11 protein-coding genes, 2 tRNA genes, 1 riboswitch and 1 other annotated feature are annotated in these 15,599 nt (G+C 34.8%); of the genes, 8 read left to right on the top strand and 5 right to left on the bottom strand.

Annotated elements, in window-relative coordinates; all coding sequences use genetic code 11:
• Window positions 1–143 precede the first annotated feature (143 nt).
• Together LV469_03710 and cls are read left to right on the top strand one after the other, a co-directional pair.
• Window positions 144–1,211 (top strand): Xaa-Pro peptidase family protein, encoded by a 1,068-nt coding sequence (locus LV469_03710; GenBank protein UHR03407.1) that lies wholly within the window; start codon window positions 144–146, stop codon window positions 1,209–1,211.
• Window positions 1,204–2,760 (top strand): cardiolipin synthase, encoded by a 1,557-nt coding sequence (gene cls / locus LV469_03705; GenBank protein UHR03406.1) that lies wholly within the window; start codon window positions 1,204–1,206, stop codon window positions 2,758–2,760. Before LV469_03710 ends, cls begins: the two co-directional genes overlap by 8 nt.
• A gap of 105 nt (window positions 2,761–2,865) precedes the next feature.
• Here the strand turns inward: cls and LV469_03700 are convergent, their stop codons facing one another.
• The gene (locus LV469_03700) at window positions 2,866–3,408 is read right to left on the bottom strand and encodes a tryptophan transporter (protein UHR03405.1); all 543 of its coding nucleotides are present in this window, start codon (window positions 3,406–3,408) and stop codon (window positions 2,866–2,868) included.
• 61 nt (window positions 3,409–3,469) lie between these two features.
• Window positions 3,470–3,693 (bottom strand) — a binding site (T-box leader).
• A gap of 62 nt (window positions 3,694–3,755) precedes the next feature.
• A complete protein-coding gene (deoD, locus tag LV469_03695) occupies window positions 3,756–4,454 on the bottom strand; it encodes a purine-nucleoside phosphorylase (GenBank protein UHR03404.1) in 699 nt (232 codons plus the stop codon).
• Window positions 4,455–4,529: 75 nt separating this feature from the next.
• Between deoD and LV469_03690 the strand changes: the two genes are divergently transcribed.
• Window positions 4,530–5,762: an aminopeptidase gene (locus LV469_03690; protein UHR03403.1), complete on the top strand. Its 1,233-nt coding sequence runs from the start codon at window positions 4,530–4,532 to the stop codon at window positions 5,760–5,762.
• 15 nt (window positions 5,763–5,777) lie between these two features.
• Here the strand turns inward: LV469_03690 and LV469_03685 are convergent.
• Window positions 5,778–5,854, bottom strand: a tRNA-Pro gene (locus LV469_03685).
• Between the two features lie 121 nt (window positions 5,855–5,975).
• On the opposite strand from LV469_03685, the gene LV469_03680 reads away from it, so the two are divergent.
• Both LV469_03680 and metK read left to right on the top strand, forming a co-directional pair.
• Complete coding sequence (locus tag LV469_03680; GenBank protein UHR03402.1) at window positions 5,976–6,635, top strand: S-layer homology domain-containing protein; 660 nt, start codon at window positions 5,976–5,978, stop codon at window positions 6,633–6,635.
• Window positions 6,636–6,729: 94 nt separating this feature from the next.
• Window positions 6,730–6,823: riboswitch (SAM riboswitch) on the top strand.
• Window positions 6,824–6,880: 57 nt separating this feature from the next.
• Window positions 6,881–8,041, top strand: coding sequence for a methionine adenosyltransferase (gene metK, locus LV469_03675; protein ID UHR03401.1), 1,161 nt, complete (start codon window positions 6,881–6,883; stop codon window positions 8,039–8,041).
• Between the two features lie 155 nt (window positions 8,042–8,196).
• Here the strand turns inward: metK and LV469_03670 are convergent.
• A tRNA-Ser gene (locus tag LV469_03670) sits at window positions 8,197–8,286 on the bottom strand.
• A gap of 61 nt (window positions 8,287–8,347) precedes the next feature.
• A complete protein-coding gene (locus LV469_03665) occupies window positions 8,348–9,040 on the bottom strand; it encodes an endolytic transglycosylase MltG (GenBank protein ID UHR03400.1) in 693 nt (230 codons plus the stop codon).
• A 61-nt stretch (window positions 9,041–9,101) separates the two neighbouring features.
• Between LV469_03665 and LV469_03660 the strand changes: the two genes are divergently transcribed.
• Genes LV469_03660 through LV469_03650 form a run of 3 tightly spaced genes read left to right on the top strand, consistent with a single transcriptional unit; the run spans window position 9,102 to window position 15,599 of the window.
• Window positions 9,102–10,052 carry an RluA family pseudouridine synthase gene (locus LV469_03660; protein ID UHR03399.1) on the top strand — a complete coding sequence of 317 codons (951 nt, stop codon included), beginning with the start codon at window positions 9,102–9,104 and terminating at the stop codon, window positions 10,050–10,052.
• Window positions 10,049–12,631, top strand: a complete 2,583-nt coding sequence (locus tag LV469_03655) for a PD-(D/E)XK nuclease family protein (GenBank protein UHR03398.1) — start codon at window positions 10,049–10,051, stop codon at window positions 12,629–12,631. The genes LV469_03660 and LV469_03655 overlap by 4 nt, the downstream gene beginning before the upstream one ends.
• Entirely contained in the window at window positions 12,621–15,599 is a 2,979-nt protein-coding gene (locus LV469_03650; protein ID UHR03397.1) for a UvrD-helicase domain-containing protein, read from the top strand. The genes LV469_03655 and LV469_03650 overlap by 11 nt, the downstream gene beginning before the upstream one ends.

Genomic DNA, 15,599 nt, shown 5'->3' with positions numbered 1-15,599 from the left:
TTATTTTGCTTGTAAAAGCTCAGGAGGATTAGCAGATTTTCATGTAAAATTTGTATATTTATTGTAAAAAGAGCCGAATGCTATCGGCTTTTTTTATTTGTAATTTTATTATATAATCAACTAAAGTTATAAGGAGGAATATGATGACGAGAATTAATTTGCTACAAAGAAATATGGCGAAAGAAAATATAGATTGTGTTTTGATAACTGATAAATATTCGATAAATTATTTGACCGGGGAGATGATTGAACCGGGAGAGAGGCTTGCTTGTCTTATAATTTCTCAAAATGAAAAGCCTGTATTTGTAATTAATAAGCTTTTTCTAAGGCCAGAGCTTGAGGGTTTTTCTTATGATTGGATTTTGGATACTGACAATAAAGAAAAAGCTCTATCTAGACACCTAAGCGGAAACATTATAGGTATAGACAAGATTATGCCGGCTAGATTTCTTTTGCCTTTGATGGATATGAATAAGGACAAGTCTTTTGTTTTGGCATCTTTTTTGGTGGACTCTTTGAGAGCTGTGAAGGATGATAAAGAGATTGAACTTATGAGAAAGGCATCAAAGATAAATGATGCTGCTATGGAGCTTATGAGAGTGGAGCTTTCTAAGAATAGGACAGAGAAAGAGATGGCAGCTAAGTTGATTGATTTTTATAAAGAGTATGGCTCTTATGACTACTCTTTTGAACCCATAGTTGCCTATGGGAAAAATGCTGCCGATCCTCATCATGAAAATGACGATTCAAGACCATCTGTTGGAGACTCTATCGTGGTGGATATGGGATGTATCTATAAGGGGTATTGTTCTGATATGACAAGGACTTTTTTCTACAAGAGAGCAGATGAGGAGTCTAAGAAGGTTTATGAAATTGTAAAAGAGGCAAATCAAAGAGCCATTGCAGGTATAAGACCGGGTGTGCTTTTGAAAGATATAGATGCTCTTGCAAGGGATTATATAAGCGAAAAAGGCTATGGGGAGTATTTCACTCATAGGACGGGTCATTTTATAGGAAGCGAAGTCCATGAATTACCAGATGTCAGCATGGCATATGATCTTCCTGTTGAGGTTGGCAATATTTTTTCGATTGAGCCAGGAATTTATATAAAGGACAAGGTGGGGGTTAGGATTGAAGATCTTGTTTTAGTTACAGAAAACGGCTGCGAGGTTTTAAATTCATATCCCAAGGATGTGATTATTATTGAATAATGATAAGATGAATCCCAAGGAGAAAATTTTAAATAAGAAGCACAATATAAAGGACAGACCTATAATTTTGACGGCTGTTTTGTTTGCGATTCAACTTGTAATTTTGCTTATTGCGATTTTGAGAATAGGTTCATATTCGTCTACTCTTACAGTTTTGTTGACTCTTTTGGGTATCGTCTTGGTAATTTATATTGCAACTCAGGATCTGCATCCGTCATATAAGCTATCATGGGTAGTTCCGATGGGTATATTTCCGGTCTTTGGTGGCTTGCTTTACATTTTTATAAAGCTCATGCCCGGCACTTCCAAGATTATAAGAAAATTGGAAAAAAATATTGAAAAGACCAGAAAAAATTTTAAGCAAAATGCAGAAGTCATGGAAGAATTTAGACAAAAAGATTCTCGCTTTGCAAGACTTTTTGACTACCTATATTCTAGGGGGACTTATCCCATATATAAAAACACGATATCTTCTTATTACAGCTCTGGAGAAGAGGCTGCACCAGCTATTTTAGAAGAGCTTGAAAGGGCCGAGAAATTTATCTTCATGGAATATTTTATAATAAAAAGTGGAGATTTTTTGGATGAAGTCTTGGAAATATTGGAGAAAAAGGCCAAGAGCGGTGTAGAAGTAAGGCTCATGTATGATGGGGCTACTATGCTCTTTCTTCCATCTGATTTTGAAAAAAGATTGGCGGAGATGGGGATAAAGGCAAAAATTTTCAATCCGATAGCGCCAATTTTATCTACATATCAAAATAATAGAGATCACAGAAAAATTTTGGTTGTGGATGGCAAGGTGGCTTTTACGGGCGGGATGAATATAGCTGATGAATATTTAAATCTCAAAAGTCCTTTTGGATATTGGGCAGATAATGCCATAAAAATCGAGGGAGAGGCTGTCAAATCTTTTACAGCTATGTTTTTGGAGATGTATAACATTCAAGGCGAAGAGGTCATCCACTTGTCAGACTACACAGGTATAGACTACAAAAGATCAGAGGGGCAAAATTTTTATATTCCCTATGGTGATGCCCCTGATGACGGAGAATCAATTGCAGAAAATATATACACCAATATTTTGAATCTTTCCAAGGATTATGTGGATATAATTTCACCTTATTTGATTCTGGGTTCAGAAATGATTACTGGGCTTAAATTTACAGCCAAAAAAGGAGTCAAGGTCAGGATAATAATGCCCAAGATACCAGACAAAAAAATTCCATTTTTGGTTGCAAGAGGCTACTATAAAGAGCTTATAGAAGCAGGCGTTGAGATTTATGAATACACGCCAGGCTTTATCCATTCCAAGGTATTTGTTTCGGATAAGAGGATAGCAACTGTTGGGACTGTAAACTTGGATTTTAGAAGTCTGTATTTACATTTTGAAAATGGGGTAGTCATCTATGGAGATGTTTTCGATATACAAAAAGATTTTGACACCAAGCTTGCTCAAAGCAGAAAGATTAAGCTAGAAGACATAAATAAAAGCCCTTGGATTGAGAGATTTTTGGGAGTTGTTCTTAGAGTATTTGGACCTCTTATGTAAAAAATGGAAAATAAATAGACTAAAAATTAAATATTATATGCAAAAAAGCTCCAGAAGATTTTTTAAATTTTATTTTATATCTTCTGGGGCTTTTTAGCTTGAATTTCAAGATCTGATTCTTTCTCTTACTGTTACAAAGACCAACTTATACATAAAGGATGCAAATATCAAGTTGGCAAGGGCGGCTGGTACTACTACAACTATTATAAGTTTGCCCATACCTGATGAGAAGATATTTAAAGCATCTGTATTAGAAGAAAGCGTTGCGAGCAAAAGACCTACATAAAGAAATACAAGACCTGAAATTATAGTATTTATAAATGTAAGGCATGAAACTTGAATCAAAGAAGGATCTTTTTTGCCTGCACTCAAAGCTTTTAGCATGGTGAGAAAACAAAGGGCAGAGATTGTTTTATCAAAAAGTGAGGGGATTTGTCCTCCAGGAAATTTTGTAATAAGCGCTGTCAAGATGCCTGCTGCTGCGCCGATGGCAAGTGTGCCTTTTACATTCTTATTAAATGTTATAGAAACAAACATAGTAGCCAATAAGAAGTCGGGAGTTATACCAAATATAGGCGGACAAATAAGATGTAATACTGTACCTATCGCCAAGAGAACTGCTGCCATAACCATATTTTTCGTTTTCATTTTTTCTTCCTCCAAAAAAAATTTAAAAAGTGTTAGAAAATAAAAAAACCACTTGCCCCAATAAAGGAGCAAATGGTTGTTCGCGGTGCCATCCTTTTTGCACAAGTGTGCATCTTTTTCGAATACTGACATATTCTATCTCGATAACGGGAGATCCGTCTTAGCTACTGTGATTCGCCTCGCATTCATAGACCCATTCACCTTCAGTTTGTCATCGATTCGCACCACCCATCGACTCTCTTAAGACTAGCTCAAAGGCTACTATTTTCTAATCAACATTTTATATTGTAAACAATCATAGACCATCAAGATAAATTTGTCAAACACTAATTTAAAAAAATAAAAAATTATGCAAGCTCAAGGGCAATTTCTACCATGTCTTTGAAATTCTTTTCTCTTTCTTCGGCACTTGTTTCTTTTTTGCTTACAAGAGAATCAGAAACTGTTAGGATTGTGAGGGCATTTTTGCCTAAGTACTGAGCGTTTGAATAGAGGGCATAGGCCTCCATATCAACAGCTAGTACACCCATCTTAGCCCAGGGCTTCCAATAGTCTTCTATTGCACTATAAAAGATATCAGAGGATAAGATATTGCCGACGTGAGTTTTGATTCCCTTTTCTTTGGCGGATCTATAAGCCTTTTCTAGCAGCTCGAAGCTTGAAATGGCAGAAAAGACTCCGCCCAGCTGATATTGCTCAGCGTAGTTTGAATTGGTACATGCTCCTTGGGCAAGTATTATATCATAGAGTTCTAAATCTTCTTGAAAGGCTCCACATGAGCCGATTCTCACTATGTTGTCTACATCATAGAACTTAAAAAGCTCATAAGAATAGATTCCCATAGAAGGGCATCCCATACCAGATCCCATAATTGTAACGGGTTTTTGCTTATAAGTTCCAGTGTAGGCAAACATATTTCTGACATTGTTTACCTGCTTGCTATCTTTAAGAAAAGTTTCAGCCATAAATTTGGCTCTTAGGGGGTCTCCCGGCATAAGAACTGTTTTGGCTATTTCTCCTTTTTTCGCTATATTGTGTGGTGTCATTTTATACCTCCTAACTTAATTATAGCAGAGGATTTTTGACTATAGTATGATAAAATAAAAAACAGAGGTGAAATTATGAATTTAAAAGATAGAATTAGAAAGTATGCAAACTTGATTGTAAATACAGGTTTGGGCATTAATCCAAAAGATGTTTTAGTAATAAGGGCACCGGTTGAAAACTACGAATTTGTTCGAGTTTTAGCAGAGGAAGCCTACAAGGCTGGAGCAAAGGATGTAAAGACTAATTTCAGAGATATAAAATTAAATGCGCTCAGATTTGAAAATGTGGCAGAAAAAGTGTTGACTGATATACCTCAATATTTTATAGATGAACAAAATCATTTTGTGGATAATAATTACAAGCTGATTGCTCTTATAGGTGAAGATCCTAATGGGCTAAAGGGTTTAGATCCGCAAAAGCTTATGGCAGCTGGAAAAGCACAAAGCCAAGCTCTTAAACATTTTGCGGCTGAACAAATGCGAAATAAGGTGTCTTGGTGTGTTGTGGGAGCACCAACCAAGGCTTGGGCAAGGATGATTTTCGAAGGTATGGACGATGAACTTGCTGTCGAAAAATTATGGGAATTGATTTTGGATGTGTCCAGAGTGGATGAGGATCCTGTTAAAAATTGGGAGGCTCACATCAAACTCATGGGCGAAAATGCAGATTTTCTAAACGAAAATAAGTTTACAAAACTTAAAATTAAGTCATCTAATGGAACTGATTTGGAAGTTGGTCTACCTGAGTCTTATGTATTCCAAGCTTGCGGTGAGGACAATTTAAGAGGAGAAAGATTTGTTGCCAATATTCCAACTGAAGAAGTATTTTCTATGCCTCACAGGGATAGGGTAAATGGACTTGTATATGCAAGCAAGCCTTTAAATTATAATGGCAATGTGATTGAGGACTTTTGGTTTAAGTTTAAGGATGGAAAAGTTGTAGATTTTGATGCCAAAAAGGGCAGAGAAATTTTAGAAAATATGTTAAACATGGATGAGGGAGCAAGACATCTTGGAGAAGTGGCATTAGTGCCTTATGATTCGCCTATATCGAATACAAATAGATTGTTTTTTGAGACTCTTTATGACGAAAATGCCTCTTGCCACTTGGCTTTGGGAAAGGCATATCCTACTTGTATAGAAAATGGAGATCAAATGAGCGAGGATGAGTTGAAAAAAAGAGGAGTAAATGACTCTATAATTCATGTTGATTTCATGTTTGGTTATAAGGACACAGAGATTGTAGGAGTAAGACAAGACGGAAGAGAAGTTTTGATATTTGAAAATGGAAATTGGGCAAAAAAATAAGCCTAAAAGGCTGTGTGGTCGGGGCGAGAGGATTTGAACCTCCGACCTCATGGTCCCGAACCATGCGCGCTACCAAGCTGCGCTACGCCCCGATATCAATGAACATATTTTACCATTATTACTGAAAAATTACAAAAAAAATATCTTGTAACACAATCTTAAAATTAGAAAGATTAAATTACTGCTATAATCTAAATTAGATGAGGTGGTAGAATGAAAAAATCGGCGAGAGTTTTGCTCTTGGCAATGATTCTTTTCTTTACATCTACAAGCTTTGTATTTGCAAAGACTTTTTCGGATATAAAAAATCACTGGGCCAGAGCCTATATTGAAAGCTTATCTGATTCAGGATTTATTTCAGGATATGAAGGCAATTATTTCAAACCACAAAATGAAATATCCAAGGTGGAATTTTATTCTGTTGTAAATAATATGGCCAATTTAAAGAAAACTTATACAGTTACTTTTTCAGATGTAAGTCCTAAGGATTGGTATTACACAGATGTATCGAAGGCAATAAAGGCAGGCTATTTGGTGCCGACAACGGGAAATTTGTATCCAAACAAGTCTATATTGAGAGAAGAAGTGGTCTATGTATTTGCCTATATGTATAATTTTCAAGATCGCGACTTGGACTTTAAAAAGTTTGAAGATGCAAAGGATGTGAATCCAGCTTATCAAGGAGCCATGGGCGCTTTGGTAAAGGCAGGAGTTATTGAAGGATCAGCTGGGAAATTAAATCCCAAGGGAGCCATCACAAGGGGAGAGTTTTGTGCTATTGCAGCCTCTCTTATAGATAAGTATGGACTGCCGGGAGAAAAAGTAGTTATTGATAGTAAAATTAAATTTGGACCGAGAGATATGTATAAGTAGTAAGGAGCCTATTCTGTAATAGAAATGCTCCTTTTTTATTGCAAATTTTATCTTCAATTCTTGCAATGCACTTTAATATTTGTTAATATAAAGGTACCTATTAAGAGCGGTGGAGTGAATGGGCACTGTGAAACCCGGCAACCTGTAAGTGGTGCTAAATCCCACAGAGTAAATCTGGAAGATGGGTTCTTTTTGTTCTTATCTTCCGAAAGGAAGTTTTTTTTATGCGAAAAATGGAGGAAAATATGAAAAAATGGATTTTCACTTCTGAGTCTGTAACTGAAGGACATCCAGACAAGGTCTGCGATCAAATTTCAGATGCGGTCTTGGATGCTATTTTGAAAGACGATAAAAATGCCAGAGTGGCATGCGAAACTCTTGCATCTACTGGTCTTGTTATGATAGCAGGAGAAATTACTACTGATACTTATGTAGATATAAAACAAATTGCAAGAGATACCATAAGAGAAATTGGTTATGATGATCCCAGAGCTGGTTTTGCTGCTGATGCGATTGCAGTTTTGCAAACAATTGAGCCTCAATCACCAGATATAGCCATGGGTGTAGATAGGGATAGCGACCTTGAATATGACAAGGTGGGAGCAGGAGATCAGGGCATGATGTTTGGATATGCAACTGATGAGTGCGACAATTATATGCCCCTTCCAATCGATCTTGCCAATAAGCTTTCTAGAAGGCTTGCTCAAATAAGAAAGGATAAAAAGTTGGAGTATCTACTGCCAGATGGCAAAACTCAAGTGTCTGTCCAATACGAAAATGGGATTGCTAAAAGACTTGAAAGCATAGTGGTTTCAAGTCAACATGAAGCAAGTGTTGGGATAGATCAGATTAGAGAAGATATAAGACGTGAAGTTATAATGCCAATTGTAGGTGATATGGTAGATGCGGACACTAAAATTTATGTAAATCCAACTGGTAGATTTGTGCTTGGCGGACCTGTTGCTGATGTGGGTCTTACTGGAAGAAAGATAATAGTCGATACCTATGGTGGATTTGCAAGACATGGCGGTGGAGCTTTTTCTGGAAAGGATCCGACAAAGGTCGATAGATCGGCGTCCTATTATGCTAGATATATTGCAAAAAATATTGTGGCAGCAGGACTTGCAAAGAGATGTGAAATTGGACTAGCTTATGCAATAGGAGTGGCAAGACCTGTTTCTATTTATGTTGAAACTTTTGGCACTGGTGTGATATCTGATAACCAAATTGAAGATATTGTAAATCAAGTTTTTGATCCGAGACCAGCAGCCATAATTAAAAATTTGGATTTATTAAGACCAATTTATAGGCAAACTGCAGCTTATGGCCATTTTGGAAGAAATGATTTGGATTTGCCTTGGGAAAGACTTGATAAAGTTTCAGATATAAAAAAATTAGTTAAGTAAAAAGTTAAGTAAAAAGTTAAGTAAAAAGTTAAGTGAAAAGTTAAGTGAAAAGTTAAGTAAAAAAATCTGTTGAAGATAGATGAGTCGACTTTAGACTTTATCAGGTTCAACAGATTTTTTATTTTTATAAAAAATTTTATGCTCAATTTAAAACTTGGCGGAGAGAGGGGGATTTGAACCCCCGAAACACGAAAGTGTTTACTTGTTTTCGAGACAAGCGCTTTCGACCACTCAGCCATCTCTCCGAATAATAGACTAAATATAAAGAGCAAAGGCTCAAGAATCATTTAGTCTAAAATACATATTTTATTTATTTTCTTGGCAAAGAGCTTGTATAATTTTTTCTACCTTAAGTGGCATTAAAAGTTTATGCTTGCCCGGCAAAATCTTGCCTTCATATCCTAAATCGGCGACATTTTTTACAAAGGTTTCAGGACTTTGTATGAGTTCTTTTTCTTTTAAGATATTGGCTACATCAAGAGTAGATGAACCATCTGGGATTTCAATCTCTACTTCTTTTTGATTTGTATTTGCAAGAATCAAGAGTATATCTCTTGCTTTTGTGTTTTTGGGAATTTCAAAGGTACCGGCAGAGAAGGAGTTTTTTAATCCCATTTCATCAATCATATTCAAAAGGGTGTCTTTGCTAGTGATGAGTTCGTTGTCTATTAAGACATTTGCTATATCGTCAAGCTCTGCTCCTTCTGGAATATTTATAGTTGTAGGTTTTTCTTCTTCGTCGATTTTTTCGAGTTCTTCAACTATGGGGAGTTCAATTGCAATTTCTTCTTGCATACCTAATTTATTTTTTATTTGACCCTTTATAAGTTGAAACTCATCCAAGATGGAAAAAGTAGTTTCCTTGCTTGTTAGAGAACTTATATAGAGTGAGTCTATTTTCCATTTTATAAGGAGCAAAAGCCCCAAGATGACTAAAACAACGACAAACTTTTTTAAAATCCAAAAAAATACGTCCTTTAATTTATTTAAAAAATTCAAGATATCCCTCTTCCATTTGTTATAATGAGGTTATTATAACACGTTTTAAAAGAGGGATAAAGTGAAAGAAATTATTATAGACGCAAACGAGGATGGACAAAGGCTGGACAGATTTTTAAGAAAATATCTTGAAAAGGCTCCCCTATCTTTCATATACAAAAACATCAGAAAGAAAAATATCAGCGTAAATGGGAAAAAAGCTAAGGCTGAGGATTTTTTAAAAGAGGGAGATCAAATAAAACTTTTTATAGCAGATGAAACTCTAGAAAAGTTTAAGAAAGAGCAAAAAGATATGACCTTGGGCGATTTTCCAAATATTTTATATGAGGATGAAAATTTAGCTATTATAAATAAAGCGGCAGGGATATTGACTCATTCATCTGGGGACTATGACAGGAATATTTTGGATATGTTTATAAATTACTTGATTGCCAAAAAGGAATTTATTCCTAGAAAGTCGAGAACTTTTAGACCGGCGATTTGTAATAGGTTAGATAGGAATACATCGGGTCTTTTGATAGGAGCCAAAAATGCCAGAGCATTGAGAGAAATAAATAAGGCTATCAAGTCTAGAGATATAAAAAAATATTATCTCACCCTGGTAAAAGGCAGGACTGATGAAGTATTTTCTAGTCATTCATTTTTACTTAAAGATGAAAAGAAAAATAAGGTCAGAGTAGATTTTAAAAGTGAGGATGCCAAGGAGGCTATAACAAATTTTAAAAGGATATCTACAAGTGGAGATTATAGTCTTTTGGAAGTGGAACTCATAACGGGCAGGACTCATCAAATAAGGACCAGTTTAAAAGATTTGGGTTTTCCAGTAATAGGCGATAGAAAGTATGGAGATCCCAAAGAAAACAAGAAATTTCCACTTAAAAATCAGTTTTTGCACTCCTACAAACTTGTCTTGAACGGGTTTAGTGATGACCTATCTTATCTAAATGGCAAGACCTTTCAAGCGGAGCTTCCCTTAGAATTTAAAAAAGTATTGGAGGATTTGCGTTTATGAAAAAATTTTTAATAAATAAAAACAATGCTGGAATCTTCGATAGGGAAGTTTTGAACTTGGCAAAAGATGGTAGAGTCTTATATTTTTTGCCATCTAAAGAGGCAATCAATCAAAAAAAACTGAAAATGCTAGACTATGAGCAGGGCTTTTCCAATATAGAATTTAAAACTCTTAGAGGCTTTTTAAATGACATGAGCAACTTAAAGGAAAGTCAAATTTTACCGGAGCTGATTTTAGAAGATGTGTGCAGGAAAAATGAAAAAGGCATCTTAAAAGACATATCAAGCACCAATGCAAGGGTCCTTATAAATTATATTTATGAACTCAGAGAAAATTTTATAAGCCCCGAGGATTTAAAAATTTACCCTGAGTTTGAAAAGCTAGAAAGAATTTTTTATCAATATGAAAAGGCCCTAAAGACTTATAAAATTTTAGATAGACCGGGCAGGGCCTTGGCTGGTCTTGAAAATGATTTTTTGTGGCCCTCTTATGATACAGTTATTCTGGATTCTTATCATTGCTTTGACAGGGTGGATGAAAAACTCTTAAATAGACTTATAGAGAAGGCTAAAAATTTTATAATCTTGAGTCCTTTTTACTTGGACAATGAGATTTTCAAAAATTTTAAAAGAGAAGATTTTAGCCGTAAAATCGAAACCAAGTTCTACAGATTTTATTCAGAGAGTAAAAATGATTTAGCAAGGACAGCCTTAAAGTTATCTAGCAAAGAAGATGCAGATATCTTAGCTGGATCAGATGATTACATAAATGCGATTTTGAGCCAAAATGATTTTGACATTTGCTATAAGGAGGCAAAACAGGTTGAATCTTTTAGGCTTATAAGAGAATGCCTTGAATTTTTTTCTTACTTAGAAAAAAGGACTAGAGAAAGTCTTCTTGCAAGATTAAATCTTAAATATTTTCCCGTAGAGAATAGTTTTGATGTGGAAAAAATTTTGAGAAAAATTAAATTTGAAAATTTAGAAGATTTAGAAAAAATTTTCTCGGATACTAGGGCAGAGCTTGAAGAGAGAGAGCTAGAGGAACTTTACAAGTTTATAAAATTTATAAAAGAGGAAATTTTTGTTTTAAAGGACCTCGACTTTGTAAGTCTTTTAAATAAATTTGCTATAAGAGAGAGCCTCTATAAGAGTTATGAAGAGGACGAAGATTTAAAAAAATACGAAAATGACTGCAAACTTTTAGAACAAATGTATGAGATTTTAGAGGAAACTGAGGAAGCTTGTCGAATTTTATCTCTAGATCAAGACAAAAAATTTGACATCATAAAAAGGCTTTCGGCTATTAAAAAAATAAGTGTAAATGGCTCAAAGGGAATAGATCTATATGATATTTTGGCAGTGCAGGGGAAAAGGAGCAAGACCAGGGTTCTAATTTCTATGGATCCTACCTACCCAAGGCCCAAGCGCAAAACTTTTTTGGACCAGGGCATATTTGAAGAGCTTAGAAAAAAATTTGATTTGGATTATAAAAAGAGAAGTGATTTTGACACCCTCTACAAGGATTTTCTTCTTATACTAGATGGCTGTGAGAGGGCATATTTTCTTATTGAAGCTGGAAAAGACAAGTTAAAATCAAAGCTGCTTGTGAGATTGGAAGATGATTTTGATTTCCAAGACTTTGACGGAGATATTTTAGATTTGCAAGAAGCTTATTATCTCAAGGCTTTTTCAAAGCAAAAGCTAGATCAAAAAGAAAGTCTGGTTTTTTTAAAAAATATGCACGCCTATGAGAAGGCTAAAAAGAGGATTAAAAGGGAGTGGACTTGTGAGAATATAGTTTATAAATCTAGTTCTACGAGCCAAATACAAGCATATCTTGATTGCCCTTATAAGTTTTATCTAAGGTATATACTCAAATTAGAAATTCCCTCTTGGGATTACAAAGACAAATATTATTTGGAACTCGGCAACTTCTACCATAAAATTTTAGAGGACTATTTTAAAATCAAGGGATTTGCCGAATTTGACGAAAAAATCCTGCAAGCCTTATTTGAAAGAGAGTTTTTAAAAATTTCTTTTCCTCATAAGGAAGTCGGCGAAAAATATTATTTTGAAAAAATAAAGGCCTGCATAAAAAATGAAATACTTTTTGCAAGTAAGGCTTTTTTACAATGCAAGGAGTTTGAAAAAAAGTTTGTATTTTCTTTTGATGATAAAAAAATTTATGGAAAGATAGATAGGATAGATGTGGATTCAAACAATCTTTTTCACATACTTGATTATAAATCGGGGTTGGCTCCATCTATAAAAGCAGTAAAAAATTTGGAAAATGTGCAGCTTTTAGTCTATGCTCTTTATCTTAAAAATGAGGGTTATGAGCTGGGAGGACTGTCATATTGTTCTATAAAAGATTTGAAGAGATCCAGTGTTTTTACTCATAAAAACTCTGGAGGCAAGGATGAGAAAGAGGACTTGGATTTACTTTTACAAAACTTGGAGGTCCTACTTGAAGATGTATTTAGAGGCATAGACGGTGGAGATTTTTCCAAGAGTGAAAAGTGCAAGGGAAGTAGTTGCGAATTTTTTGATTTGTGCGGAGGTTATGATGAAATATAATCCCAAGCAGGAAAAGGCCCTAAAAGAAATCGAGAAGCATTTAGGGCTTAGTGCTGGAGCTGGAACGGGGAAAACTGCCGTTTTGACAGGCAGATATTTGAATATTTTACAAAATGGGAATTTTATCGGTGAAAACAAGTCCCAAGAGATAGTTGCCATAACCTTTACAAAATTGGCTGCTGAGGAGATGCTTGGTAAGATTATAAGAACACTAGCAAGCCAAGAAGAAAAAGGTGAATTTCAAAATTATGATCTCAAAGTTTCAACCATCCATTCTTTTTGTGAAGACTTGCTAAGGACTTATTCCATATACTTGGATTTGAATCAAGATTTTGAGATTTTAGATGAGGATAAAAAACCCGTTTATATGAAAAAATCTGCGGACAAGATAATGGACGATCTAAAAGATAGACCTGAGATAAAGGAAATGGCAAAGCAATTGGATATAGCTAATCCTTTTAGTTTTAAAGAGGTCATAACAGATTTTTACGAGTATATGAGATCTTTGGGTTATGGTGTGGAAGAGGTTGAAAAACTCAGCAGAAAAACTAAACTCGGGTCTTTTTCAAATCTGATGTCTTGTCTTAAGAAGTTAGAGAATGAAAAGAAAATGAGAAAGTTTCAAGCATTTACAAAAACTTCTGCCTATGAGGACATAAAAAGTGGCAAACTTACAAGGGACAATTTGCTAGAGCTAGTGGAAAGTATGAAAAGTTCTAAAAATCCTCTAAAAAATATCTGCCAGGATGAAATTTTCAAAATTTTATCAGATCTTGAAGACCCAAAAGAAGGTTTGTATGAGATTTTTTTTGAAGCATTGAAACAATTTGAGAGGACCTATATTGAGCAAAAGGTCCAAGAAAATTTGCTCGATTTCGAGGATCTACAGATTTTTGTCTTAAAACTTATGGAGGATGAAAAGATAGCAAAAAAAATTAGAAATAAAATAAGCTATCTTATGGTTGACGAATTTCAAGACATCAACAGGACTCAAAGACTCTTATTTTTAAAGTTGACAGAAAATTTGACAAATCATATAAATTTCTTTGTAGTAGGAGATGAGAAACAAGCCATATACGGCTTTAGAGGATCGGATATAGACGAGTACAAGCTCACCACAAGAGCCATAGAAAATTCTGGAGGTCTTCTTTTAAATCTAGATGACAATTACAGAACAGAAAAAGGTCTTATGGATAAGTTGAATAAAATTTTTGCTGGTCTTATGGAAAATTATAAAGCCATACTAGCTGCAAATGAAAAATACTCAAAAGACGATCTCTTAGTGTTAGATTTTGATGCAGAGGATCTATCGGCGGAAGAAATTCGAGAAAAAGAGGCTTATGTCATAGCGGACTATATTAAATCGCTTTCCAACATAGCCTATGAAGATGTCGCCGTAATTTCAAGATCGGCAATCAATTTTAAGTCCTTGGCAGCTGCCTTTGATGCCAAGAAAATCCCTTACAAGATAAAAAAATCTGAAAGCATGGATGAAATAAAGGAGATTTCCGATTTTAAAAATCTACTCAAACTCTTGCTAATAGGCGATGATCCTTATCTTATGGCGGCATATCTTTTGTCTGATTTTGTATGCCTTTTTCCCAGTAGTTTGAAGCTATATTTTGAAAAGGGTGAAGAAGTCTACAAAAGCTTAAAGGACTCGGAGGGAGAAAAACTTAGAAAGGGGCTTGATAATCTAGAGTTTTTTAGAAGTCTTCCCAGTGAGATGAATCTTGTAGATATGCTTGATGAGATAGTTAAGAGAAGTAATTATTTAGAAAATTTGTCAGTCAAAGTAAGGGGTGAAAGCAGACTTAAAAATGTGGAATATTTTTTAAAGCTTCCATATGAAGTGGGCAAGGACACTAGTCTTTTGGAGTTTGTAGAAATTCTTGAAAATAAAAAGGAAATGAACTTGGATGACGGGAAAAGTGGCGTAAATATACTCACTATACATGGCTCAAAGGGACTTGAATATGATGTTGTTATAATACCAGCTTCATATAAAAAAAGTGGAGGCAAAAATACTGAAAAGGTCAATTTTTCTAAAGAGATAGGACTTGGGATAAGGTTTGAGGGCGCAGGAAGGTTTGAGATAAATTCTAAAATCAAAAGCCTTAGGGAATTTGAAGAAGAAATAAGAATATTTTATGTCGCTGCTACAAGAGCCAAAAAAAACTTGGTTTTCACAAGACCTTTAAACCCAAAATTACCTGAAGAAAATTCTTATCTTGACATGATGCTTAAAAGTGGAGTTGATTTTTCGGCATCAAAGATAGAACCAGCAAAAGTGGAAAAAGATGAAAAGCTTACAAAAGACTTATCTGAGCCTATTGAAGATGCTGAAAATGCTTTTTTGAAAAAAATATCCAAGCAAGAAGACAGATTTTATACTGTAACTGCTTATTTGAAACATATAAACAAAAAAGAAACTGCAGAAATGGAAGAGAGAAAAAGCACAAAGTCAGTTTTAAACCCAGGCTTATATGGAAGCTTAGTTCACAAATTCATCTCCTTATATAGGGGCGTAGACCACGAAAGGCTCATGAAAAATATTTTGAAGGCATCTTTTTTAGAGGAAAGTCTATACAGATTTTTTGAAAATCAAATTGAAAATTATGTAAGTTATTTTTATAAGGATTGCAAGAAAACTCATGAGTTGGAAATCCACTTGAAAACCCAAAATGGAAACTTGTATGGGATTTTGGATGAGGTCAGATTTTACGATGACCACTTGGAGCTTATAGACTACAAGACGAATAGAAAAGGCAGCCCAGAGGAGCTTTCTGACTATTACAAGTCTCAGTTGAGGCTTTATGCTTATGCTCTTAAAAAAATTTACAAAAAAGAAGTCCTCGCAAAACTTATATTTTTAGGTAAAAATGTCTGCAAAATAATCGATACAGATGAGGCTAGTTTGGAAATGGAAATTAAAAATTTTGACGACTTCATAGGAGAAGAAGGCTAA

The sequence above is a fragment of the Peptoniphilus sp. GNH genome (genome assembly GCA_021307325.1).
Classification (GTDB): Bacteria; Bacillota; Clostridia; order Tissierellales; family Peptoniphilaceae; genus KA00134.
This window is presented reverse-complemented; position numbering and strand designations above follow the sequence as displayed.

Bases quoted from the DNA above. Each gene is read 5' to 3' on its own strand.
- LV469_03710 (UHR03407.1), top strand. From the start codon at position 144: ATGACGAGAATTAATTTGCTACAAAGAAATATGGCGAAAGAAAATATA.
- LV469_03700 (UHR03405.1), bottom strand. From the start codon at position 3,408: ATGAAAACGAAAAATATGGTTATGGCAGCAGTTCTCTTGGCGATAGGT.
- deoD (UHR03404.1), bottom strand. From the start codon at position 4,454: ATGACACCACACAATATAGCGAAAAAAGGAGAAATAGCCAAAACAGTT.
- LV469_03690 (UHR03403.1), top strand. From the start codon at position 4,530: ATGAATTTAAAAGATAGAATTAGAAAGTATGCAAACTTGATTGTAAAT.
- LV469_03680 (UHR03402.1), top strand. From the start codon at position 5,976: ATGAAAAAATCGGCGAGAGTTTTGCTCTTGGCAATGATTCTTTTCTTT.
- metK (UHR03401.1), top strand. From the start codon at position 6,881: ATGAAAAAATGGATTTTCACTTCTGAGTCTGTAACTGAAGGACATCCA.
- LV469_03655 (UHR03398.1), top strand. From the start codon at position 10,049: ATGAAAAAATTTTTAATAAATAAAAACAATGCTGGAATCTTCGATAGG.
- LV469_03650 (UHR03397.1), top strand. From the start codon at position 12,621: ATGAAATATAATCCCAAGCAGGAAAAGGCCCTAAAAGAAATCGAGAAG.